This is a genomic window from Acidihalobacter prosperus, assembly GCF_000754095.2.
Classification (GTDB): domain Bacteria; phylum Pseudomonadota; class Gammaproteobacteria; order DSM-5130; family Acidihalobacteraceae; genus Acidihalobacter; species Acidihalobacter prosperus.
Genome location: NZ_JQSG02000002.1, coordinates 322,635 through 346,356 on the forward strand (window position 1 = coordinate 322,635; position 23,722 = coordinate 346,356).

21 protein-coding genes and 1 riboswitch are annotated in these 23,722 nt (G+C 66.3%); of the genes, 9 read left to right on the top strand and 12 right to left on the bottom strand.

Annotated elements, in window-relative coordinates; genetic code table 11:
• Window positions 1-42: 42 nt before the first annotated feature.
• The 3 genes from THPRO_RS05550 (at window position 43) to THPRO_RS05560 (ending at window position 1,422) form a co-directional block, all read left to right on the top strand.
• Window positions 43-834, top strand: a complete 792-nt coding sequence (locus THPRO_RS05550) for a TatD family hydrolase (protein ID WP_038093808.1) — start codon at window positions 43-45, stop codon at window positions 832-834.
• 85 nt (window positions 835-919) lie between these two features.
• Window positions 920-1,234 (top strand): BolA family protein, encoded by a 315-nt coding sequence (locus tag THPRO_RS05555; RefSeq protein ID WP_038093807.1) that lies wholly within the window; start codon window positions 920-922, stop codon window positions 1,232-1,234.
• A gap of 2 nt (window positions 1,235-1,236) precedes the next feature.
• Window positions 1,237-1,422 (top strand): hypothetical protein, encoded by a 186-nt coding sequence (locus THPRO_RS05560; RefSeq protein WP_038093804.1) that lies wholly within the window; start codon window positions 1,237-1,239, stop codon window positions 1,420-1,422.
• Between the two features lie 15 nt (window positions 1,423-1,437).
• On the opposite strand, the gene metX is transcribed toward THPRO_RS05560, so the two are convergent.
• The 3 genes from metX to THPRO_RS05575 form a co-directional block, all read right to left on the bottom strand.
• Window positions 1,438-2,577: a homoserine O-acetyltransferase MetX gene (gene metX, locus THPRO_RS05565; protein WP_330219983.1), complete on the bottom strand. Its 1,140-nt coding sequence runs from the start codon at window positions 2,575-2,577 to the stop codon at window positions 1,438-1,440.
• 73 nt (window positions 2,578-2,650) lie between these two features.
• On the bottom strand, window positions 2,651-4,003 hold the full coding sequence (locus THPRO_RS05570; RefSeq protein WP_145930725.1) for a glycoside hydrolase 100 family protein: 1,353 nt from the start codon (window positions 4,001-4,003) through the stop codon (window positions 2,651-2,653).
• A gap of 125 nt (window positions 4,004-4,128) precedes the next feature.
• Entirely contained in the window at window positions 4,129-5,406 is a 1,278-nt protein-coding gene (locus tag THPRO_RS05575; protein ID WP_236717255.1) for an SAM-dependent methyltransferase, read from the bottom strand.
• Window positions 5,407-5,584: 178 nt separating this feature from the next.
• On the opposite strand from THPRO_RS05575, the gene THPRO_RS05580 reads away from it, so the two are divergent.
• On the top strand, window positions 5,585-6,100 hold the full coding sequence (locus THPRO_RS05580) for a GlcG/HbpS family heme-binding protein (protein WP_038093799.1): 516 nt from the start codon (window positions 5,585-5,587) through the stop codon (window positions 6,098-6,100).
• Window positions 6,101-6,159: 59 nt separating this feature from the next.
• The gene (locus THPRO_RS05585; protein WP_038093798.1) at window positions 6,160-6,594 is read left to right on the top strand and encodes a DUF1841 family protein; all 435 of its coding nucleotides are present in this window, start codon (window positions 6,160-6,162) and stop codon (window positions 6,592-6,594) included.
• 6 nt (window positions 6,595-6,600) lie between these two features.
• Here the strand turns inward: THPRO_RS05585 and THPRO_RS05590 are convergent, their stop codons facing one another.
• The 8 genes from THPRO_RS05590 to metE all read right to left on the bottom strand — a co-directional run bounded on the left by THPRO_RS05590 (window position 6,601) and on the right by metE (window position 16,130).
• Window positions 6,601-7,056 carry a hypothetical protein gene (locus THPRO_RS05590; RefSeq protein WP_038093796.1) on the bottom strand — a complete coding sequence of 152 codons (456 nt, stop codon included), beginning with the start codon at window positions 7,054-7,056 and terminating at the stop codon, window positions 6,601-6,603.
• A gap of 66 nt (window positions 7,057-7,122) precedes the next feature.
• A complete protein-coding gene (dsrE2, locus tag THPRO_RS05595; protein ID WP_038093794.1) occupies window positions 7,123-7,602 on the bottom strand; it encodes a sulfur carrier protein DsrE2 in 480 nt (159 codons plus the stop codon).
• 73 nt (window positions 7,603-7,675) lie between these two features.
• Window positions 7,676-8,224 carry a DUF6580 family putative transport protein gene (locus THPRO_RS05600; RefSeq protein WP_038093791.1) on the bottom strand — a complete coding sequence of 183 codons (549 nt, stop codon included), beginning with the start codon at window positions 8,222-8,224 and terminating at the stop codon, window positions 7,676-7,678.
• 32 nt (window positions 8,225-8,256) lie between these two features.
• Window positions 8,257-9,156 (bottom strand): ROK family protein, encoded by a 900-nt coding sequence (locus THPRO_RS05605; protein WP_038093787.1) that lies wholly within the window; start codon window positions 9,154-9,156, stop codon window positions 8,257-8,259.
• Complete coding sequence (locus THPRO_RS05610) at window positions 9,157-9,729, bottom strand: cob(I)yrinic acid a,c-diamide adenosyltransferase (protein ID WP_038093782.1); 573 nt, start codon at window positions 9,727-9,729, stop codon at window positions 9,157-9,159. It abuts the gene before it with no gap.
• Window positions 9,729-11,579: a TonB-dependent receptor plug domain-containing protein gene (locus tag THPRO_RS05615; RefSeq protein ID WP_038093779.1), complete on the bottom strand. Its 1,851-nt coding sequence runs from the start codon at window positions 11,577-11,579 to the stop codon at window positions 9,729-9,731. The genes THPRO_RS05610 and THPRO_RS05615 overlap by 1 nt, the downstream gene beginning before the upstream one ends.
• Window positions 11,580-11,677: 98 nt before the next feature.
• Window positions 11,678-11,893, bottom strand: a riboswitch (cobalamin riboswitch).
• A 57-nt stretch (window positions 11,894-11,950) separates the two neighbouring features.
• On the bottom strand, window positions 11,951-13,756 hold the full coding sequence (locus tag THPRO_RS05620; protein ID WP_038093776.1) for a GGDEF domain-containing protein: 1,806 nt from the start codon (window positions 13,754-13,756) through the stop codon (window positions 11,951-11,953).
• Window positions 13,757-13,841: 85 nt separating this feature from the next.
• Complete coding sequence (metE, locus tag THPRO_RS05625) at window positions 13,842-16,130, bottom strand: 5-methyltetrahydropteroyltriglutamate--homocysteine S-methyltransferase (protein ID WP_038093773.1); 2,289 nt, start codon at window positions 16,128-16,130, stop codon at window positions 13,842-13,844.
• A gap of 101 nt (window positions 16,131-16,231) precedes the next feature.
• Between metE and THPRO_RS05630 the strand changes: the two genes are divergently transcribed.
• The 4 genes from THPRO_RS05630 to THPRO_RS16610 all read left to right on the top strand — a co-directional run bounded on the left by THPRO_RS05630 (window position 16,232) and on the right by THPRO_RS16610 (window position 22,446).
• Window positions 16,232-17,128, top strand: coding sequence for a LysR family transcriptional regulator (locus tag THPRO_RS05630; protein WP_038093770.1), 897 nt, complete (start codon window positions 16,232-16,234; stop codon window positions 17,126-17,128).
• A gap of 343 nt (window positions 17,129-17,471) precedes the next feature.
• Window positions 17,472-20,321, top strand: coding sequence for a ribonucleoside-diphosphate reductase subunit alpha (locus THPRO_RS05635; RefSeq protein WP_065089330.1), 2,850 nt, complete (start codon window positions 17,472-17,474; stop codon window positions 20,319-20,321).
• 73 nt (window positions 20,322-20,394) lie between these two features.
• The gene (locus THPRO_RS05640; protein WP_065089331.1) at window positions 20,395-21,534 is read left to right on the top strand and encodes a ribonucleotide-diphosphate reductase subunit beta; all 1,140 of its coding nucleotides are present in this window, start codon (window positions 20,395-20,397) and stop codon (window positions 21,532-21,534) included.
• Between the two features lie 192 nt (window positions 21,535-21,726).
• The gene (locus THPRO_RS16610; RefSeq protein WP_145930705.1) at window positions 21,727-22,446 is read left to right on the top strand and encodes a hypothetical protein; all 720 of its coding nucleotides are present in this window, start codon (window positions 21,727-21,729) and stop codon (window positions 22,444-22,446) included.
• A gap of 766 nt (window positions 22,447-23,212) precedes the next feature.
• On the opposite strand, the gene THPRO_RS05645 is transcribed toward THPRO_RS16610, so the two are convergent.
• Window positions 23,213-23,680, bottom strand: coding sequence for a nuclear transport factor 2 family protein (locus THPRO_RS05645; RefSeq protein WP_038088640.1), 468 nt, complete (start codon window positions 23,678-23,680; stop codon window positions 23,213-23,215).
• Between the last annotated feature and the right edge of the window lie 42 nt (window positions 23,681-23,722).

A 23,722-nucleotide genomic window follows, 5' to 3' on the forward strand; every position in this document is an offset into this window, starting at 1 on the left:
AGCGGTTTTGCTATAGTGCCCGCCGCTTTCGGAGATACCCGGATGGAACTCGTCGACATCTGCTTCAACTTCGCCCACAGCGGTTTCCGCGCGGACGAACATGCCGTACTCAAGCGCGCGCTGGAGGTCGGCGTCGCGCAACTGCTGTGCACCGGCTCGGACCTCGAAGACAGCCTCGCCAGCGTGGCCCTGGCCGAGCGCTACCCGGAGCATCTCTACGCCACCGTGGGCGTACACCCGCACCGCGCGGTGACCTGGGACGACGCCACCGCCGGCACGCTGCGCGAACTCGCCCTGGCCCACCCCAAGATACGCGCGATCGGCGAAACCGGGCTCGACTTCAATCGCGACTATTCGCCCCGCCACGTGCAGGAACGCGCCTTCGAGGCGCAGCTCGAACTCGCGGCCGAACTCGGCCTGCCGGCCTTCCTGCACGAGCGCGAGGCGCATGCGCATTTCATCGCCATCCTGCGCCGCCACCGCGAGCGCCTGAGCCGCGCGGTGGTGCACTGCTTCACCGGGACGCGCGGGGAACTCGACGCCTATCTCGACCTCGACCTGCACATCGGCATCACCGGCTGGATCTGCGACGAACGCCGCGGCCACCACCTGCGCGAATTCATTGGCCGCATACCGCCCGACCGCCTGATGATCGAGACCGATGCGCCCTATCTGTTGCCGCGCGACATGCATCCCAAGCCACACTCGCGGCGCAACGAACCGGCCTACCTGCCCCACGTGCTGGCGGCGGTCGCCGCCGCCGTCGGGCGACCGCCCGAACAGGTCGCCAGCGAGACCACCGCCACCGCGCGGGCCTTCTACGCACTTCCCTGAAATCGGTTCCCGGGCTTAGGATCGGGCATATTCCTGACGCCCTCGCGGCGCGTTATGCTAGCCCCAAGCAACCGAGGAATCCGCCATGTCCCGCCAGCAGTTGATCGAACGTAAACTGACCGACGCCCTCGAACCGGAATTCATCGAGGTCGTCAACGAAAGCGGCAACCACAACGTGCCGCCCGGCTCCGAATCCCACTTCAAGGTGACCGTGGTCAGCGCGGCTTTCGACGGCGAGCGACTGATCCAGCGCCACCGCAGGGTGAACCAGATTCTGGCCGACGAATTCTCCGAGGGGCTGCACGCCCTCGCGCTGCACACCCTGAGCCCGGACGAATGGTTCGAGCGCGCCGGCCACGTGCCCGAATCGCCTCTCTGCATGGGTGGCAGCAAGGGCTGAATATGGGCGACGTCGTCCCGTTCCGCCGTCCGAGCGCCTCGGAAAAGCACCGCGGCGACATGCTGTGCCGCCGCGGCTTCCATAAATGGGTGGTGGAGAAGGACAAGCGGTTCGACGTCAAGGCCGGGCGACTCGTCACCGAGTACCGCTGCGCGCGCTGCGGCAAGACCCGCGTCGAGTCGCACTGAGGCGGATCGTCCGCCTCAGTGCGTGTCGGCGAAAAACGCCCTCACCACAGGTCCGAAACGCGCCTCGTCGATGAGGAATGCGTCATGTCCCTGCGGCGACTCCAGTGCCGCATAGCGAACCTTGGCGCCGACCGCGCGCAGACCGTCGGCCAGCGCGCGCTGCTGCGATTCCGGGAACAGCGTGTCGCTGCGCACGCCGATGACCAGGGCCTCAAGCCCTTGCAGCCGGGCCAGCGCCGCAGCCAGGTCGCCCTCGCCATGATCGGCGGCGTCGAAATCGTCCATCGCCCGCGAAAGCGCGAGATAGGCATTGGCGTCGAAACCCAGCGCGAATTTGGTCGCGTTGTGTTCGAGATAGGACTCGACCTCGAACTGATCCGAAGCGGCGCGCGCGGCCGCGCGGCGATGACCGAAGCGTTGCTCCCACTCCTCCGGCGAGCGATAGCAGGAAATGCCGAGCTTGCGCGCCAGCCGCATGCCCTCCACCGGCCCAGGCGGCCGATAACGCCCGTCCGCCCAGGCCGGGTCGGCGCGTACGATCTCCCGCTGCAGCGAGCGCATGGCGATGGCATGCGCAGTAGGGTGGGCCGCCGAGCTGATCAACACCAGCCGCCGCAGCGCGTCGGGCGTCTGCAGCGCGAAGGCCAGCGCGCTCATGCCGCCGAGCGAGGCACCGACCACCGCCGACAACCGGCGCAGCCCCAATGCCTGGGTCAGGGCGCGCCCGGCGGCGGCGATGTCTTCCACCGACAGCCGTGGGAAGTCGGGGCCATAGGGCTGGCCGCTGACCGGATCGAGCGAGGCCGGCCCGCTGCTGCCGTAGCAGCTGCCGAGCGAATTGACGCAGATGACGTAATGGCGGGAGGTGTCCAGCGGCTTGCCCGCGCCGAGCATGTATTCCCACCAGCCCGGCTGCGGATCGCAGACCGAGGTCGCGGCATGCGCATTGGCGGACAGGCCGGTGAAGATCAGCACCGCGTTGTCGCGCGCCGTATTGAGCGTGCCCCAGGTTTCGTAGGCAATTTCCAGCCGCGGCAGTTCGCCGCCGCGGTGGAAGCGAAAGGGTGTGTCCAAGGTTATGCTGCGCGTGCCCCGAGGAGGGACGGGACCGCCGGCCATGGCCGGCCGGGCAAGGGCTGATGGGGACATCGGCATGCGTCCTGTTTTCCGAGTATGGCGGTCAACTATTGCGCCATTCTCGCCAATCGGACGGCGAAATACCAGCCCGTCACACCCCTTCAGGCGCCGCCCAGAAGGCAAGTCGGTCCGGCTCGCGTATCAGGCCGTGCGCGACCAGCAGCGCGGCCGCGCTCCAGGTCTGACGCGTATTCGCGCGACGCCCGATCAGGCGTCCGTTGCGGCCGTCGTAATACTCCGGCCAGTCGTCCGCCAGCAGGCGCGGCTCAGCGATCTCCAGCGCGCGGCGCGCCAGATCGCCGCGGCCCGTACGCATGGCGGCACCGGCGAAGGCCCACAGCAGGGCCGGCCAGTTGCCGCCGTTGTGATAGGACCAAGGCGTATTCTTAGGGTCCGAACCGGTCAGCAGCTGCCATTCGAGACCGGCCATGGCCGGATAGATGAGCTTGACGGGCATGCGTCCGACGAGGTCGGACCACTGCGCCTCATAGAGATTCATGATCGCATCGGACTGCGTCGGTGTGGCCAGTCCGAAGATCACCGCCAACAGGTTGCCGAAGGCGAAGAAGCGGAAATCCATGCGCCCGGGTCCGAGGTTGCCAAGCAGATAGCCGCCTGCATCGGGCAACCAGTCGACCAGCCAGTCCGGGATGCTTTCCGGATAGATGTTGAGGGGATTGACCGCATCCTGCCCGAAGGCTTCGGTCTCGTAGCGATGGATGTCGTTGAGGCGGGCCAGATCCAGCCAGTAGAACTGGCGCACGTATTCCGTGAGCTGCGCGCGGCGCTTCACCGCCTGCTCAAGCATCGGTCGCGTCGCCTCGCTGGGCAGCAGCAGCTCGGCCAGCGCGTTGAGACTGCCGAAGAAAAGCGCCTGGATTTCCAGGGGATGACCGTACACGCCCATGCGCCGGTCGATCATGAACGACCCGTCTGGCACCAGCAGGGTCGGGAAGACCTCGAAACGGTCGTTGAGCAACACGCCCAGAATCGATTGCAGACCGCGCTGGAAGGCCGGATCGGCGGCCAATGCGGTATCGCCGGTTTCGCGCACGTAGGCCTGCAACAGCAACACCCACCACATCATCGAGTCGACCGGAGCCACCCGGCCGATGGCGCGATCACCGAAATCCGCGTGCAGCGATTCGCCCCCGTCCAGATGCCGTTCGACGCGGAAGCTCGCGGGCATCACCCGCGGCAACCCGCGGTGACCCTCGATTTCCTCCTGCAAATCGCGGATGCGCAGCGCCACACGCAGGAAATTGCGCACCACGTCGTGCCGCCCCTGCAGCAGGAACACCAGCCCGGAGGGCACGAAATCGCGAATGAAGCAGTCGGCATAGTTTTCCGCCGCGGTCCAGGCGCTGAGCGCGGCGCGCGTGCCGACCGGCAGCCCCTCATAGTGAATCAGCGACTCGGTGATGAGCTGCTGGGCAGCGCGCATGGCCTCGGTTTGGGGCGGCAATGCCAGAACGTGTTCGCTCACTCGGTTCTCCATAGGGCTGGCCCGCGGCGCACACCGCACCGTGGGTGGACAAGACCGAGCTTACTGAAGCGGGGCGCTAGGCACTAGGGCTGCTGCGGCTCGCAGTAGAGGTAATCGCGGGTCATCGGCACGGCGCCGTGGGCATGGCTGAGCTGAATATGGAACACCACCAGATCGCGCCACAGGAAGGAACCCTCGCTGACCGCCAGATAGAACTCCCACATACGGCAGAAGCGCTCGCCCATGCGTGCGGCGATTTCGGCCCGGCGCTGCTGGAAGCGTCGGAACCATTCAGCCAGGGTCCAGGCGTAATGCAGGCGCAGCACCTCGACGTCGGTCTGCATCAGGCCGGTGCGCTCGACCACACGGCTGATCTGCGACAGCGAGGGAATGAAGCCGCCGGGGAAGATATGTTCGCGGATCCAGGCATTGGTGGGACCTGCCTCGTTGCTCGCGCCGATGGTATGCAGCAGCGCCACCCCATGCGGCGCCAGCAGTGCTTCGACCTGGCCGAAGAAGGCGGGGAAATTGGGTTCGCCGACGTGTTCGAACATGCCGACGCTGACGATCCGGTCGTACTGTCCGGTGTGCTCGCGGTAGTCACGCAGATGGAAACGCACGCGATCCGACAGCCCGCGCCGCGCGGCCTCGGCCTCGGCCACGCGTAGCTGTTCCCTGGAGAGCGTCAGCCCGTCCACCTCGACGCCGGCATGCTCGGCGAGGTAGATCGCCAGCCCACCCCAGCCGGAGCCTATGTCGAGGATGCGCTCGCCCGGTTTCGGTTGCAGCTTGCGCATGATGTGACGGCACTTGGCCTGCTGCGCCTCCTCCAGGCCCATGTCCTCGTGCTCGAAATACGCACAGGAATAAAACATGCCATCGTCCAAAAAGGTGCGAAACAGCGATTCGTCGAGATCGTAGTGGTGCGACACGTTGCGGCGTGCACGGCCGATGCGATTGCCCTCCTGGACCAGCTTGACCAGCGGCAGGATGACCCTCCCCAGTCCATGCGGAGGCGCCTCGGTGAAGCTGCTCATCAGCACCCGCAGCAGATTGCGCAAGCCGCCCTGCCCCGGATCCCAGCCGCCATCCATATAGGTTTCGCCGAGTTCGTATTCCGGATCCTGCAGGATGCGCCGCAGCACGGAGCGCCGGTGGATCAACATCTCGGCGCGCAGATCGCCTTCCCCGAAATGCAGGGTCTCGCCGTCCGGCAGGCGTATCGACAGGCGCGCGCCCTGGATACGTCCGTCCAGCATCCGTCGCAGCAGATTGGCCGGCGACAACACGACCGGATGTTTGTGGAGGGTGGTCGCGGCGGGCCTGCTCGACCCGTCAAGCTCCTGGAATCGTCCTGACATGGCTCCCTCGTCGACTGTACTCAACATGGGCACAAGACGGCCGGCCGCCAACCGGTTGCCGGCGCGTCACCTAAACTCTATAGACAAACACGACCACCGAAGGTCCCCGTTCGGCCATCACATTTATTTATATCCGTACATTCGATTGCTATATCCATCAAAGTGAGGAGCAAATCCCATGCCTGGAACCATCGCCACGTTTCGCCGACTGCCAGCGTTCGTGCTGGGCACCCTCCTGCTCGCCGCCCCCGTCAGCCATGCCGACGCGCCGCTAATGGTCAAACTGCCCCGACTGACTCTGGACACGGCGCTCACGATCGCCAAGACCGCGCTGATGACCTGCCGCAAGGCCGGAGTGTCCGTCGCGGTGACCCTCATCGACCGCGGCGGCAATCCCCAGGTCGTGCTGCGCGACACCCTGGGTTCGGACCTGACGCTTGCGATCAGCCGCGACAAGGCCTACACCGCGCTGTCCTTCAACGCCGCCACTGCCACACTCGGCGACCGCGCCAGCACCCCGCTGGGCCGCATGCCGCGCATGGCCATGTTCGCGGGTGGCCTGCCGATTCACGCGGGTGGTACCCTCGTCGGCGCGATCGGCGTCAGCGGCGCGCCCACGGGCGAACTCGACGCACGCTGCGCCAAGGCCGGGATCGACAGCGTGCAGACGGATCTCGACATGGCCGGCGGCTGACGACCGCACGCGACGACGTATGGACACGCCCCGACCGAGGCCGGGGCCAGAGGGACGGCATGTTCGGAAACGACCGCGGCCAGATCCGCCGCTATTACCTTGATGCCTGGCAGCGCCATTGCCGCGGCGAACCGCTGGATCCGCTCGGCGCGCAGATCGCGGACGTGATCGCCGCGCATCCGGAATATCACGCCCTGTTTGCGGCCGGCGGCGACGCCCTGGAACGCGATTTCGGGCCGGAGGACGGCACCGGCAACCCCTTCCTGCACATGGGCATGCATCTGGCCATCCGCGAACAGGTGGCCACCGATCGGCCACCCGGGTTGGCGCAGGCCCATCGGCGGCTCAGCCTACGGCTGGGCGGCGCCCACGAGGCCGAACACGCGTTGATGGAATGCCTCGGCACGGCGCTCTGGGAGGCCCAGCGCTCGGGCCAGCCGCCGGACGAGGCGGCCTATCTCGAATGCGCTCGAAGACGGGCTACGGACGTTTAGCGGGACTCAGCCGCCGAACAGGCGCTGCCACCAGCGACGGCGGTTGTTCGCCAGCGGCATGGCGTCGGCCAGATCGACCGGCGGCAACCGCGACACCACCCAGCCGGGCGGGGTTGGTTGCCCGCTCGACCCGCATGAGGATCCCAGATGGTTGGGATCGAATATCTTGACCAGACGGGGTTGTGCCGGATCGTCGGCATAGACGATGCCGCAATAGTCGTGATCGTGCTCGCGCCGCAATAGGGTATCGATCTCGTCGATGAAATGCGACAGCGCCTCGGCGTCGACGACGGCATCGGGAACCGGCTCGCCCACGGCATAGACGTACCAGCCTTCGTCGGCGCGCGCCCTCAGACGCGCCCAGAACTCGTCAAGCTGCGGCCAGCGCAGGATGCCGACGCTGCGGCCCCGGTAGAGACCGAGGAAATCTTCGGAAGGAACTTGTGGGGAATCGGGCGACATGCGGTCAACCCGCTTGCGCGTGCCCGGGCCTTGCAGGCAGCCCGGGCACGCACAACGTGCGGGACATCAGATGAACAGGCAGATGTCGCTTTCGCCGGCGAACTCGAAGAAGGTCGCGGCGCCGCCGAATTCGATACCGTCGATGAAGTCGGAAGGGTTCATGTCGAACAGATCGACCGTCATCTGGCAGGCCACCATGCGCACCTCGGCCTCCTGGCAGAGTTCGCGCAGCTCTTCGAGGCTGGCCACGCCCTTGGCCTTCATCTTGTTCTTCATCATCATGGTCATCATGCCTTCCATGCCCGGCAGCGCGGTGCCGAGGATGGGGAACCACTTGTCCATGCCCATCGGCATGGGCATGCCCGGGTTGCCGAGCGGGCTGACCTTGACGTCGAGCTTTTTCTTCAGCAGCTGCAGGCCGTAGAAGGTGAAGAACACCTCGGTGCTATAGCCGAGGGCCGCGGCCGTGGACGCCAGAATAAAGGGAGGATATCCCCAGTCCAGGGTGCCCTTGGTCGCAATGATGGCGAGTTTCTTCTCCGACATAATCCATATCCTCCGCGAATAAATCGTAGTGCTTATGCTAATATTCGAATGATTCTCCGATTAAGACGCTGTGTCAAGACTGACCCAGGGCCCCCGTCCTGGCGAGTCCCGCCGTCTTCGCGCGCAGCCAGGCGAAACGCCGCTCCGCCAGCCAGAACCCACCGAACAACAACGCCACGTACACCAGATCGCCGGCCAGCGCGTTGCGCAGGAAGGGAATGCCCGCGATATAGGCGGCGGCCAGCCCGGCGGCATCCCTGGGGTAGAGTCCGGTGGTCAGCCACGCGCCGAAATTGCTGATCAGGAAGAACGCGATGGCGCCCGCCAGCGTGGCTGCGGCAATTCGTCGCAATCCTCGGCGGCGGCGCAGGGCAAAGCCGATCAGCACGCTGACCGCGAACCCCGCATACACGAAGACCATGCCCGGATAGAAGCCGAGCACCCAGTCGCTGAGCAGCAGCGCCGCGAAAGGCACCACGAAGGCCAGGCGGCGGTCGTCAAGATGCGCTCCGGCAAACAGTGCCAGCGCGGCCACGGGGGTGAAATTGGGCCAGTGCGGCAGCAGCCGCAGCGCGGCCGTGGCGAAGATCAGCAGGCACAGGGTCAGCAATCGGGGGGTCATGTCGGTCTCCGCAAAATCGGTTGGCGGCGATTCTAGTCCGTCCAGAGGCGCGCCGCACCCCGCACGCCGCTGGAATCGCCATGACGCGCCGTCGTCAGCCGGGTGTCGACGCGGTCGGAAAAGACGTATCTGCCCCAGCGCCCGCTCACGGCAGCGCACAGGCCGGGCAGATTGGACAGTCCGCCGGCGAGCACGATCACCTCGGGATCCAGCACGTTGATCACCATGGCCAGACCGCGCGCCAGACGGTCGGCATGACGGTCAAGCGTGGCCTGTGCCGTGCGGTCACCGGCGGCGGCCTGCTGCACGACGGCTGGCGCATCGAGCCCGACGCCGGTGACCGCGGCATGATCGCGCGCGAGGCCTGGGCCGGAAACGAAGGTTTCCAGACAGCCGCGGCGACCGCAGTAACAGGCCGGCCCCGGTCGCTCCTCGTCGCGGGGCCAAGGCAAGGGGTTGTGCCCCCATTCGCCGGCGATGGCATTGGCGCCGGTCAGCAGCCGGCCGCCGACCACGATACCGCCGCCGGCACCGGTGCCCAGGATCACCGCGAACACCGACGCCGCGCCGGCCGCAGCGCCGTCGGCGGTCTCGGACAGGGCCAGGCAGTTGGCGTCGTTGGCGAGCCTCACCTCGCGCCCGAGCCGGCACGCCAGATCCTCGCCCAGGGCGCGACCGTTGAGACAGGTCGAGTTCGCATTCTTGATCAAGCCGCTGGCGGGCGATATCGCGCCCGGGGTGCCCACGCCCACGGTACAGCGTACCCCAAGCGCCTGCTCGGCGGATTCGACCAATTCACCGACGACCTCGACCGTGCCCGCGTAATCGCCCTGGGGGGTCGGGACGCGTCGGCGCAGACACTCATGGCCATCCGGATCGAGTACCGCCACCTCGATCTTGGTGCCGCCAAGATCGACGCCGAGACGCCACATTCAGGGATTCCCTTCCGGATCGGGACGGGCCGGCTTGCACCAGTAGACCTCGCCGGTACCCGTGTCGCGGGCCAATACCCGCGACAGCACGAACAACAGGTCGGAAAGGCGATTGAGATAGCGCAGCAACTCCGGGGGAACCGGCTCGTCGCGTTCCAGCGCGACCAGCCCGCGCTCGGCGCGCCGGCAGACCGCGCGCGCCAGGTGGCAGGCGGCCGCGGCACGTGCGCCGCCGGGGAGTATGAACTCGCGCAGCGGCGGCAGCGCCCCGTTGAATCCGTCGAGCTCGCGTTCCAGCCGCGTGCTGGCCTGCGCCTCGAGCAGGCACTGCCCCGGCAGGCTGAGCGAACCGCCCAGCGAGAACAGGTCGTGCTGCACGCGGGTCAGACACTCGCGCACCGCATCCGGCATCTCCGCCTCGGCCAGCACCAGCGCCAGCGTGCTGTTGAGCTCGTCCACCTCGCCCATCGCCGCCACCCGCGGCGCATCCTTGGGCACGCGGCTGCCGTCGGCCAGCCCCGTGCTGCCGTCGTCGCCGGTACGGGTATAGATGCGGGTCAGACGGTTGCCCATCAGGTGCTCCCGAAGTCGTAACGCAGGCCGATCATCGCGCTGCGCGTGGGCGCCGTATAGGCGATGTCGGTGCCGTAATAGGCCGGAACATAGTAGGTGTTGAGCAGGTTGTCGACGCTGGCATGCAGGGTCAGGGCACGGCTGAGGTGCACGCGCAGGCTGAGGTTGCCGAGCACGTACGGGTCCAGCGTCTGGCCGCTGATGTCGTTGCGGCGACCGGTCCAGATCCAGTCGCTGCCCAGCAGCCAGGTGCCGGCGTCGTAGGCCAGGCGCGCGCGGTAGCTGTGCGAGGCGCGGCGCAACAAGCGCTGGCCGGTGGTGAGATTGAGCGGATCCTGCCAGGTCGCATCCACCGCCGCGTCGAAGCCGGCGAGGCGCCAGAACCAGCCCGCAGTCACCCCGCGGATGCGCGCTTGCTGCACGTTGCGGTTCTGGTAGCGGTAGGTGCCGGGGTTCACCAGGACCGTCTCGATCAGGTCGTCGATACGCTGCTGGTAGGCCGACACGTGCAACCTTCCGGCCGCGCCGAAGGCCGTGCTCAAATCCGCCTGCACGCTGCGCGAGGTCTCTGGCTTGAGCGCCGGATTGCCGCCGTAGCCGTAGAGATCGTTGAAGGTCGGCGCGCGATAGCCGGTGCCCGTGGAGACATCGAGCGTGGTGTCCGCGCCGAGGCGGTAGCCCAGTCCCACGTTCCAGGTGTCGTGACCGCCGAACTGGCTGTCGTCCGTGCGCCGCGCCGCCGTGGTCAGGCGCCAGGCACCGAACTGCTGCTGCCATTCGGCATAGCCGGCGTCGGTGCGACGGTAATCGTTATAGGCCGAGCCGTAGCTCAGGCTTGCGGCATGGGTGCGCGCGCGGCTCGCGCCGAACAGCCAGTGGACCCCGCCGCCCGCATAGGCAAGCTCGGCATGCAGGGCATTGCGGGTGCTGTGCGCGAAATCGTAGGCCGAGGGGTTATAGCTTTCGGGCTGGTCCTGATTCAACGTGTTGCGCGTCTGTTCGACCCCGCCCCTGAGCCGCCAACCACCACCCAGCGGCAGCCCGGCGCGCAGCGCGGCGGTCTGGTGCAGATAGCGCTGCGAGGCCAGCGAGAGTGGCGAATATGGCGGGTAGCCGACGGCATAGGCGCCGCGCCCCCGGCTCTGCCACAGGTCGGCGCGCAGGTCCGCGCCGTGGGCGTGCGCGTCGGCATAGGCGCTCAGCGTGCGGTTGCTGTAGGGCGCCGGCTGGTCCAGACCGGCGACCGGCGGCGTACCGGCGGTATGCTCGCCACTGACGGTGGCGCCCGCGGCGGCATGGCGGCCGGCGGCGTGCACCCCGAGCGAGCCGGTGCGCGTGCCCCAGCCGCCGGCGGCGGCCGACAGATGGCCGCCTACCCCGGCCGGCTGGCGGGTGATGATGTTGACCACGCCGCCGATGGCATTGGAGCCCCACAGCGTCGACAGCGGCCCCTGCACCACCTCGATGCGCTCGATGTCGGCCGCAGGGATGTCCGCCCACGGCGCACCGCCGCTGGTCGAATCGTTGAGCGGCACGCCGTTGACCAGCACCTTGACCATGTTGCTGTTGGTGCCCTGCAGGAATACCGAGGTGAGCTGCCCGGGGCCGCCGCTGGCCACCACGTCGAAACCCGGATAGAAACGCAGCACGCCGGCCGCGGTGGCCGCACCGCTGGCCTCGATCTGGCTGCGGCCGATGACCCGCGTCGGCACCACGGCATCGCTCGCCGGCTGCTCGAATCGGGTAGGCGTGATGACCAGCACCGGCGGCTGGCCGGCCGCCTGCGCGGCCTGCAGGGTGGACAGCAATGCCAGACCGGCACTGCCGATGAAAACGCAACGATGACGCATGGTGGCCCTCCGCGCACCTGATTGGGGGAAGTTCGCGGAGAGCACGGGGTTGCGCCGGGACAAGGTGCCGGCGGCATTCCCCTGTCGCCCGCCGCGACCGGAACGTAGACGCCAGGGCCGGTCTCCGGGCTGATGGGCGCGATGCGACGCATCGCGGCGAACCGCCTTCCCATGCGCAAGCGCACAGTGGCCAGTGTGGTGTCGCCTTGACCCAATCACCGTTGCGGGGGCAGCGCCGGACTGGTCCTTACGGACGCACCGGCTTCCCGTTTAACCCCGCGCACGCGCGGGGCACCCTGGTGTCGATATCGATAGCCGGCGGCATCGGCCGCCGGCGGGCGATCTTAGCAGCTTTGGCGGGCGGCGGGGACTCAGGCGTAGCGGCGGCCGTCGCCGGCCGGGACCGACCCGCCCTCGGCGATCGATCCACGCGCTTCGCCCTCCATCAGACGGCGGTCCACGAACAGGCCGTTGCCGGGAATGCGCTTGGCCATGCACTTGACCTCGCTCGCGCGGGCAGCGACCTCGTGATGGTTCTTGAATCCGCCCGGCGCGACCTGGACCACGCCGATGGACAGCGACAGCAGCTCGTGGAACAGCTCGCGCCCCTGCCGGTCGGGCGCGAGTATGCCGCCGGCCTCGCGCTCGGCCTCGTCGTAGAAGCTCGGCGCCAGCGCCTCGAAACGCGCGAGCACGGCTTCGAGCGTGGCCAGCCAGCTCTGCGAGGCCAGCACGAGCACGAAGTCGTCGCCGCCGACATGGCCCACGAAATCGGTCTGCGGATCGATGGACTCGCTGAGCAGCCGCCCCATCTCTCGGATCACGTGATCGCCGCGCGCATAACCGTAGTAATCGTTGTAGGGCTTGAAGGAATCCATGTCGCAGTACGCGACCACGAAATTGATGCCGCGATCGAGATAGATGTCGATCTGCTCGTTGACCGGCACGCTGCCCGGCAGCTGGGTCAGCGGATTGGCGTAGCGCGCGTACTGGATCTGCAGCTCGGTGAGGCGGCGCAGCAGATCGATGACCGTGCCCAGACCGAGATACCGTCCCTGGTCGTCGGTGATGATGAAATCGCGGTCCCAGTCGTCCTCGATCTGGCTGGTGACGAGCTGGCTGAGCTGTTCCAGCGGCGTATCCTGCGAAACCACCAGCGGGCGCGCATCCATGAAGCCGCGAATCGGCTTGCGCGCGTTCAGCTCGCGCACGTAGCGGCGCGCGTAGAAGTCCATGATCTGATGCCGCCGCACGATGCCGACCGGGCGTTCGCCGTCCGCCACCACCACCGAACGCAGCTGCGGCTCCTGCTGGAACAGCTCGACCACGCCCGGCAGGGGCGTCGACGGCGCGATCGCCGTGGCGCGGCGCAGCAGCCCGCGCGCGGTGCCCGCGCGATGGCGCGGCGAAGGCACCCGGCACATGCCGCCAAGCTGCGGCAACGAGCGCGGCGGATGCTGCGCCGGCCGCTGCAGGTAGTATCCCTGCGCCAGCTCGATGCCCAGCGAGGCGATCACCGCATACTCCTCGCGCGTCTCGATGCCTTCGACGACCAGGCGGCTGTCCAGCTCCTTGGCGATCTCGCGCATCGAACGCACGAACTGGCGCTTGACCGGATCCTCATGGATGTTCTGCGCGAAGTGGCCGTCGATCTTGACGTATTCTGGCCGCAGCTCGGTCCAGTGGCGCAACCCGCCGTAACCGGAGCCGAGGTCGTCGATGGCGATCGCGAAGCCCATCTCCCGGTAGTGTTCCACCGCCTCCTGCATCACCCGGTAATCCTTGATCGGCGTGTGCTCGGTCAGCTCGATGACCACCCGTTCCGGCGACAGGCCGGCCGCCTCCAGATACTGCAGCGTGCGGCCGCGCGGACCGTCCGTCTGGGTGATGGTCTCCGGAGTCACATTGAGGAACAGTCGGCCGGGCAGGTCGAGCTGGCCGAAGCGTTCGATGGCGAGCCGCCGGCAGAGATGATCGAGCTCCGACAGCGCGCCGCAGGCCATGGCGGTATCGAACAGCGTGAGCGGACTGTGCAGCGGGCTGTCCGAGGGGCCGCGGATCAGCGCCTCGTAGCCGAAAATTCCGCCCACCGCCACATCGGCGATGGGCTGGAACAGGACGTGCATCTGCCGGCTGGCCAGCAGTTCACGCAACGGTTCGCACAGCGGATTCGGCATATCGATCGTCGGACGGCATCGGGACATGCATCCATAGCATTGTCTTATGACCGGGAAATGACAGCCGACGACCGACGCCCCGGCCTCACCCCCCCGCTGCGGCGCCGATTTCCGCGCGTAGCGCCCGCGCCGAGGCCACCATTTCGCGCAGCGAAGCCTCCACCTCCGGCCAGCCGCGCGTCTTGAGTCCGCAATCCGGATTCACCCACAGCCGCGACCAGCCGAGGCGTTCGGCCGCCGCATACAGCAACGCGCGCATGCGTTCGGCCGCCGGCACGTTCGGCGAATGGATGTCGTAGACTCCCGGGCCGATCTCGTTGGGGTAGGCATAGTCGGCGAAGGCGTCGAGCAGCTCCATGTCCGAACGCGCGGTCTCGATGGTAATCACGTCCGCATCCAGCGCCGCGATCGCCTCGATGATGTCGTTGAATTCCGAATAACACATATGTGTATGGATCTGCGTCTCGTCGGCCACGCCCGATGTGGCGAGACGGAAGGCCTGCACCGCCCAGTCCAGATAGGCCGGCCAGTCGGCGCGGCGCAGCGGCAGCCCCTCGCGGAAGGCCGGTTCGTCGACCTGGATCACGCCGATGCCGGCGCGCTCCAGATCGCCCACCTCGTCGCGCAGGGCCAGCGCGATCTGCCGGCAGACCTCGGCGCGCGGGATGTCGTCGCGCACGAAGGACCATTGCAGGATGGTGACCGGCCCGGTGAGCATGCCCTTGACCGGTCGCTCGGTCAGCGACTGCGCATACACGCTCCAGTCCACGGTCATCGGCCGCGGACGGCTCACGTCGCCCCAGATCACCGGCGGCTTCACGCAGCGCGAGCCATAGGATTGCACCCAGCCGTGCGCGGTCGCGGCGAAGCCGTCCAGGCGCTCGCCGAAATACTCCACCATGTCGGTGCGTTCCGGCTCGCCGTGCACCAGCACGTCCAGCCCATAGGCTTCCTGGGCGCGGATCACATGCTCGATCTCGGTACGCAGAAAGGCTTCATAACCGGCCTCGTCGAGGCGTCCGGCACGCCAGTCGCGGCGCGCCGTACGGATTTCGTCGGTCTGCGGGAAAGAGCCGATGGTCGTGGTCGGCAGCGGCGGCAGATGCAGCTTCTCGTGCTGCACCTGCGCACGCGCCTCGTAGAGGCTGGCGCGGCGCGCCGCATCGGGCGGCAGTGCGGCCAGCCGCGCCGCGACATCGGCGCGGTGCACGCGGGCGGAAGCGCGGCGCGCCGCCAAGGCGGCACTCGCCGCGGTCAGCGCCTCGCCGCCTTCGCCGGCCAGCGCCTGACGCAGCGCCACCACCTCGTCGAGCTTCTGGCGCGCGAAGGCCATCCACGCGCGCAGCTCGGGGTCGAGACCGCTCTCCTGCGACAGATCGACCGGCACGTGCAGCAGCGAGCAGGACGGCGCCAGCCACAGGCGATCCGCGCCGAGGCGCTCGGCCAGCGGCGCCAGGCGCTCGCACAATACGGCAAGGTCGGCACGCCACGGGCTGCGCCCGTCGATCACGCCGGCGGACAGTACCTTGTAGCCGGGCAGCCGGTCCGCCGCTAGCGCCAGTTCGTCCGCGCGCACCGCATCGAGGTGCAAGCCGTCGACCGGCAGGCCGCAGGCCAGCGCCAGATTCTCCGCCAGCGGGCCGAAATAGGTCGCCAGCAGACGCTTCGGGCCGCGCCCCTGCAGCCGGTTGTAGGCGGCCTCGCAGGCCGTGCGCCACGTCGGCGGCAGGTCCAGCGCCAGCGCCGGCTCGTCGATCTGCACCCAGTCGACGCCCAGGGCGCCCAGACGGTACAGAATCTGCCCGTACACCGGCAGCAGGTTGTCCAGCAGCGCGAGCCGGTCGTCGACGCCGCCCTTCATCTTGCCGAGCCACAGGTAGCTGATCGGCCCCAGAATCACCGGCTTGACGCGGTAGCCCTGGGCCTGCGCCGCCACCACCTCGTCGAACAGCCCCTCGCTGGCGATGCGGAACGCCTGATCGGGCGCGAACTCGGGGACGATGTAGTGGTAATTGGTGTCGAACCACTTGGTCATCTCGCAGGCGTCGGCCGGCGCGCCGCTCGGTGCACGCCCCCGCGCCATGCGGAAATAGGTATCGAGGTCGACCGGCTCGTCCGACGCGCCGAAGCGCGGCGGCACGCAGCCGAGCAGCGCGCTCATGTCCAGCACGTGGTCGTAGAGCGAGAAATCGCCCACCGGGATCAGGTCGAGGCCGGCATCGGCCTGGTCGCGCCAGCGTGCGTCGCGCACCGCCCGCGCCTCGGCGAGCAGCGCCTCGCGGTCGATGCGCCCGGCCCAGTAGGCCTCCAGCGCACGCTTGAGCTCGCGCCGCGGGCCGATCCTCGGGTAACCCAGGTTATGTACCGTCGTCATACGCCTCATCCTCGATCCGGTTGCGGAAAAACGGCAGTGTGCCCGGCGCAAAACATGAGTACAATTTCTAATATTTCACGTAAACATGAATTTATTTCATCATGAACCTCGAACTCAAGCATCTGCGCACCCTGCTCGCCCTGCACCGCACCGGCACCCTCGCCGCTGCGGCCGAGCGCCTCCATCTGACCCAGTCCGCACTCTCGCATCAGCTACGCGGGCTGGAGGAAACGCTGGGCGGGCCGCTGTTCGTGCGCAAGAGCCGCCCGCTGCGCCTGACCCGGATCGGCGAACGCCTGCTCGCCTCGGCCGTGCGCATCACGCGCGAGCTGGACGAGCTGACGCGCGACCTCAGTCAGTTCGCCGACGGCGGCGGCCGCCTGCATATCGCCATCGAGTGCCACAGCTGCTTCGCCTGGCTGACGCCGGCGATGGAGCGCTACCGCGAGGATTGGCCCGCCGTGGAGATGGATCTGACCCTCGCGCACAGCTTCGCGCCGCTGGCCGCGCTGATGCGCGACGAGGTCGATCTGGTGGTGACCTCGGACCCGGAGCCGCGCGCGGGCCTCGCCTACCACCGCCTGTTCGACTACGCCATGCGCCTGGTGGTGGCGCCCCAGCATCCGCTGGCGCAGCGCCCCTGGGTGAATCCCGAAGATCTGGCCGGCGAGACCCTGATCACCTACCCGGTGGCGCCGCAACGGCTCGACGTGTTCACCCGTTTTCTCGATCCCGCCGGCATCGCACCGGCGGCGGTGCGCACCTCCGAGCTGAGCGAAATGATCCTGCAGCTGGTGGCCAGCGGCCGCGGCGTGAGCGCGCTGCCGGACTGGGCCCTGCGCGACGTGCCCGCCGGCCGCCGGCTGGTCACGCTGCCGCTGGGACGGGAGGGGCTGCAATGCACGCTTTACGCCGGCATTCGCGAGTGCGATGCCGCGCGCCCTTATGTGCGCGACTTCGTCGAGGTGACGCGGCGGCTGGCGGGCGGCGTCGCGTAATCCGACGAACGGCGGGCCGCCGGCACGTCCCCGGTGCGACCGGCGGCCAAAAAGGTGCGTGGCGGGTGCCATACGCGCGGGGCCGAACCGCGCCGGGCCAGGCTCTGGGACGCCTGCGGACGCGCCGCGATCAGCGGTTTCGCACCCGCATTCGGCCTCGCCGCGCGCACCGTCGCGGTGCCCGCGCGGACGCATTCATGCACAGTTCTTGCACAGCTCATCCACAGGGCTATCCACAGCATCTTGTGTCATTGACCTGCCACAATCCACATCCTATAGTATCTCAATCGACTGGCACCACCGCCCGTCCACACACCGATTCCGCGCCACCCAGGGGGAACGCATGCGTACCGAAAGCCAGACAACGCCCGCCCAGGCCGCCCTTGCCGCCGAGGGCTACAGCGACGCCGCGCCCGCGCGCGCCGAAGCCGCCGGTCAGTACCGGGTGATCCGCCGCAACGGCAAGCAGACGCATTTCGACGCGGACAAGATCAAGGTCGCCATGACCAAGGCCTTCCTCGCCGTCGAGGGCGGCAGCGCGGCCGCCTCCAGCCGCATCCACGAGACCGTGAACGCCCTCACCCGCCAGATCGCCGAGGGCCTGTTCCGACGCATGCCCGACGGCGGCACCGTGCACATCGAGGACATCCAGGATTACGTCGAGCTGGCGCTGATGCGCGCCGGCGAACACAAGGTCGCCCGTGCCTACGTGCTCTACCGCGAGCAGCAGGCGGCCAAGCGCGCCGCCGAGACCGCCGCCAAGCAGGCCGCGCAGCCCGAGGCCGGCGGCGACGTGCCGCAGGTGACCCTGGCCGACGGCAGCCGCGCCCCGCTCGACGCCGCCCGCCTGCAGGCGCTGGTGGACGAGGCCTGCGAAGGGCTGGCCGACGTCGACCCCGCGCGCGTGCTCAAGGACACCCTGCGCGGCCTGTACGACGGCATCAAGGCGCAGGACGTGGGTCAGACCCTGACCATGAGCGCGCGCACGCTCATCGACAAGGACCCGAACTACAGCCTGGTCGCCGCCCGCCTGCTGCTCGACACCCTGCGCAGCGAGGCGCTGGGCTTCCTCTCCGGGCTCGCCGAGACCGCGACCCAGGCCGAGATGGCCGAGCGCTACCCCGAATACTTCGCCGCCTACGTGCACCGCGCCGTCGAGCTGGAACTGCTCGACGAAGAACTGACCCGCTACGACCTCGCCCGCCTGGGCGCCGCGCTCAGACCCGAGCGCGACCGGCTGTTCACCTACCTCGGTCTGCAGACCCTGTACGACCGCTACTTCATCCACAGCCAGGGCCAGCGCTTCGAGCTGCCGCAGGCCTTCTTCATGCGCGTCGCCATGGGTCTTGCGATCAACGAGGTGGACCGCGAGGCCAAGGCCGTCGAGTTCTACGAACTGCTCTCCTCGCTCGACTTCATGAGCTCGACCCCGACCCTGTTCAACGCCGGCACCCTGCGCCCGCAGCTCTCCAGCTGCTACCTCACCACCGTGCCCGACGACCTCGACGGCATCTTCGCCGCGGTCAAGGACAACGCCCTGCTGTCCAAGTTCGCCGGCGGCCTCGGCAACGACTGGACCCGCGTGCGCGGCCTCGGCGCCCACATCAAGGGCACCAACGGCAAGAGCCAGGGCGTCGTGCCCTTCCTCAAGGTCGCCAACGACACCGCCGTGGCGGTCAACCAGGGCGGCAAGCGCAAGGGCGCGGTGTGCGCCTACCTCGAAACCTGGCACGTCGACATCGAGGAATTCCTCGAACTGCGCAAGAACACCGGCGACGAGCGCCGCCGCACGCACGACATGAACACCGCCAACTGGATTCCMGACCTGTTCATGAAGCGCGTCGCCGAGGAAGGCGAGTGGACGCTGTTCTCGCCCAACGAGGTACCCGACCTACACGACCTCGTCGGCACCGCCTTCGAGGCCCGCTACGCCGAATACGAGGCCAAGGCCGCGCGCGGCGAGATCAAGGTCTTCCGCAAGGTCAAGGCCGTCGACCTGTGGCGCAAGATGCTGTCCATGCTGTTCGAGACCGGCCATCCCTGGATCGCCTTCAAGGACCCCTGCAACCTGCGCTCGCCGCAGCAGCACGTCGGCGTCGTGCACAGCTCCAACCTGTGCACCGAGATCACCCTCAACACCTCCGACGACGAGATCGCCGTGTGCAACCTCGGCAGCGTCAACCTCGCCCAGCACGTCACCGAGCAGGGCCTGGACACCGCCAAGCTCGCGCGCACCATCAAGACCGCGATGCGCATGCTCGACAACGTCATCGACTACAACTACTACAGCGTGCCCCAGGCGCGCCGCGCCAACCTGCGCCACCGCCCGGTGGGCTTAGGGCTCATGGGCTTCCAGGACGCCCTGTATAAGCTCCGCCTGCCCTACGCCAGCGAGGCCGCGGTCGAGTTCGCCGACCGCTCCATGGAGGCCGTGTCCTACTACGCCATCGAGGCCTCCACCGAGCTGGCCGCCGAGCGCGGCGCCTACAAGACCTTCGACGGATCGCTGTGGAGCCGCGGCGTCCTGCCCATCGACTCGCTGAACCTGCTGGAGGAAACCCGCGGCCAGTACATCCAGGTCGACAAATCCAGCACCCTCGACTGGGACGGCCTGCGCGAGCGCGTCAAGGCCCAGGGCATGCGCAACTCCAACACCATGGCCATCGCCCCGACCGCGACCATCTCCAACATCTGCGGCGTGTCGCAGTCGATCGAGCCGACCTACCAGAACCTGTTCGTCAAATCCAACCTCTCGGGCGAGTTCACCGTGATCAACCCCCACCTCGTCGCCGACCTCAAGTCGCGCCGGCTGTGGGACGAGGTCATGGTCAACGACCTCAAGTACTACGACGGCTCCGTGAGCGCCATCGACCGCGTGCCGGACGACCTCAAGGCCCTCTACGCCACTGCCTTCGAGATCGACGCGCGCTGGCTGGTCGAGGCCGCCTCGCGCCGCCAGAAATGGCTCGACCAGGCCCAGTCGCTCAACCTCTACATGGCCGAGCCCTCCGGCAAGAAGCTGGACAACCTCTACAAGCTCGCCTGGGTGCGCGGCCTCAAGACCACCTACTACCTGCGCTCGCTCGGCGCCACCCACATGGAAAAGGCGGCCACCCGCAGCGCGCCCGCCGCCGCGGAGGAAGCCCCCAAGGTCTGCTCGATACTCGATCCTGAGTGCGAGGCCTGCCAGTAACGCCGCAGGCCGGGCGGCGGCCTCCGCCGCCGCCCCCGCCCATCGAGCCCACCGATCGCAAGAGGTACGCAACATGTTGAACTGGGAAGACCCCCTCGCCACCCGCCCCGCCGCTCCCGCACAGCCGCAGGCGGGCAACGCCGAAGCGCGCGCCGACGAGGCCGCCAAGGCCCCGGCGCCCGCGCGCGCCGAGGCCGAGGAACTGTCCGCCAAGCCGGTCAATCCCGATGACAAGCGCGTCGTCAACGGCCTCACCGACGTCAACCAGCTCGCGCCGTTCAAGTACCCCTGGGCGTGGAACTACTTCCTCAACGCCAACAAGAACCACTGGACGCCACTCGACATCAACATGGCCTCCGACGTGCACGACTACTTCCACAAGCTCACCCTGGAAGAACGCCACGTCTACGAGAACGTGCTCGCCTACCTGACCACCTCCGACATCCTGGCCATGCGCAACATCGGCCTCGCGGTGATGGAAAAGATGTCCGCGCCCGAGCTGCAGATCTACCAGGCCCGCCAGGTCTACGAGGAATCCCTGCACACCTGGACCTACCAGCACTGCATCGAAACCATCGGCCTCGACCAGGGCGAGATCTACAACCGCTACCGCGTGGTCCCCGAGATCCACGCCAAGATCCGCATCGCCAACCGCCGACTCGACTCCGTCCTGCGTCCCGACATCGACCTCAAGGACCGCGACGAACTGATGAACTTCCTCATGGCGTACATCTTCTTCGCCGCCGTGTTCGAAGGCAGCTGGTTCTACAACGGCTTCACCCCCATCTTCGCCCTGCAACGCCGCGGCCTGATGAAGGGCACCGCCGAACAGCTGCAATACATCATGCGCGACGAAGTCATGCACGCCAGCTTCGGCATCCGCGTGGCCAAGCAGATCATGCTGGAGGAAAACATCCGCCCCGATCCCAAGGCCATCCGCGAGATGTGGGACGAGGCCGAGGCCGCCGAAAGCGGCTACGCCCGCTACCTCCTGCCCGACCCGATCCTCGGCTACACCGCCGAGATGCACAGCGACCAGTTCCGCTTCGTCGCCAACCGCCGCGCCAAGCAGCTCGGCCTCGAAGAACCCTTCCCGGGGGCGGAGAATGCGATCGAGTGGCTGGATGAGCAGGCGAACTTGCGGAAGGAGAAGAATTTCTTCGAGACGCGGGTGACGGAGTATCAGACGGGAGGGGCGTTGAGCTGGGATTGATTGCTTAAAGCAAAGTTCTCAAGTGGCCGAGAACATCAACACCCCCCTAGCCCACTTATTAAACCATCCAAAGCCACCGATTTTCCCGGTGGCTTTTTTGTGCGACCCCCCCCCAAAGAACAAAACACACGATATGACAAACAGATCAATAACCACATAAACAAACACAAATTGGACCAAGAATTATCTAGAATGAAAAATTCTGAAAATTTAATTCTTAAATTAGCTAGTTACACCTTCAGCATCATCGGCACCTATCTAATGCTCGCCGTGAGCGTTTCTCCGCATGACGCCGCATCTAATTTAGCAGCGTGGCTACACGCTCTTGGCATCACACGCATACCAGCATCCTTACAACACTTTTCTATCGACACATGGACGTTCTGGTTTGGAGCACTTATAGCGACTCCAGGTCTACTCTCCCTTTTTAGCCTAATAATCAAGAAATATTCTTCATCAAAAAACTCTCAACTATGTATTTTCCATGAGCCAAAACCACCTTATGAAACAATCGAGCCGACCAAGGGGCATATACGTAGTACAGTTAATATTGGAATAAAAAACACAAGCATTAATAACCTCTCAAATTGGTCATTGTATGTTGACGAAGTAACTCCATATCAGCCATTAATCGGTGGCCTTCCATTGTTAATAAAAGAAGGGCACAGCCTTCGCTACGACGAACCAGAAACCATTATCAACTTAGCAGAATACTGGGATCATATAGACAAATACAGGTTCAGCGCACCTATATCAGGATTCGCTGAAACCTTAAATTATATGGACGCGAGCACACCACGCACGATTGTAATACGCCTCAAAGCAGGGCACCACGAAAAGCGTTCCACATACAAAATATGGGTTGATAACACGAAAACGCTTCATCTCAAATATCTCGGAGACCCACAGTAAACGAGAACTAACACCCCATATTTCAGGATAAAATTCCACAACATTTCGATAACACGCCGGGGATAGGCCAAGTCAAGAATTCATACCCACTCCGCAAAACGCCGAATCAACTCTTGCATTACTGCATTGCCAAACGCAAACGCGCCATTCCGGGCGCGAATCGGCCTTTTCATAGTTGATCTGGCACAGCGACGCGCCCGACCCGATTTCTTTGTTCGCCCAAAGAAACCGGGGAAAGAAATGCGCCCGAAACGCCTTGACCCTGCGGGCAAACCTCGCCCGCACACGCCGCCGAGGGGCACAGCAGGCATTCGCCGTCCGGGCGAAGCCTGCACGGGCAGCATCCTGCCGCCCGACCCCACGTCGGCGCGCACGGACGAGGCAAGGCGTAACGGGAAATAAAAAGCATAGGCGAAGCCGCTTCGCGTTCGTGACGCGCTTCGCTTGTCGGTTTTCCATCCCCTTATCGCCTTGCCTCGCGAGGATGCGTCTGGACGGGGTCGGCCCGGAGGACCCGGGCCGAGCAGCCCGCGCCCGGACGGCGCTTGGCTGCGGCCCCGGCCAGACGGATTCACGCGAGGTCGCCCGTAGGGTCAAGGCGGTCCGGGGCGAATTTCTTTGGTGACTTTCTTTGTTCGTCCAAAGAAAGTCACTCGCACGCCCGCGCCAAAACCAATCAAGAACACCGTTGCTCAAGGCGTGTGAAACCTCACCACCAATAATCAAGCTGATAGAGATCCACCCAATCGAAGCAGAGAAAGTCATTCTACAAACCGAGATCGCTCAATCCCGGATGATTATCCGGCCGCCTCCCAAGGGACCAATGAAATTTCCGCGCCGTCGCCTCGATAGGCAAATCGTTGATGCTGGCAAATCGATACTGCATCAAGCCTTCCTGGTTGAATTCCCAGTTTTCATTGCCGTATGAGCGATACCATTGGCCGGCGTCGTCATGCCACTCATAGGCGAACCGGACCGCGATCCTGTTGTTGTCGAAACTCCACAATTCCTTGATCAGTCGATAATCGAGTTCGCGCGCCCATTTACGCCTCAAAAACTGACGCACGCTTTCTCGCCCCACCGGGAATTCAACACGATTCCGCCAGCAGGTATTTTCCGTGTATACCATCGCCACGCGCTCAGGATCGCACGAATTCCAGGCATCCTCTGCCATGCGCACCTTCAAGGTGGCCGTATCGGCTGTGAATGGCGGACAAGGGGGTTTGCTGTGCATGGCGTGCTCCCGGTAGTAGACAGGTCTGTCCACTACCGAGGC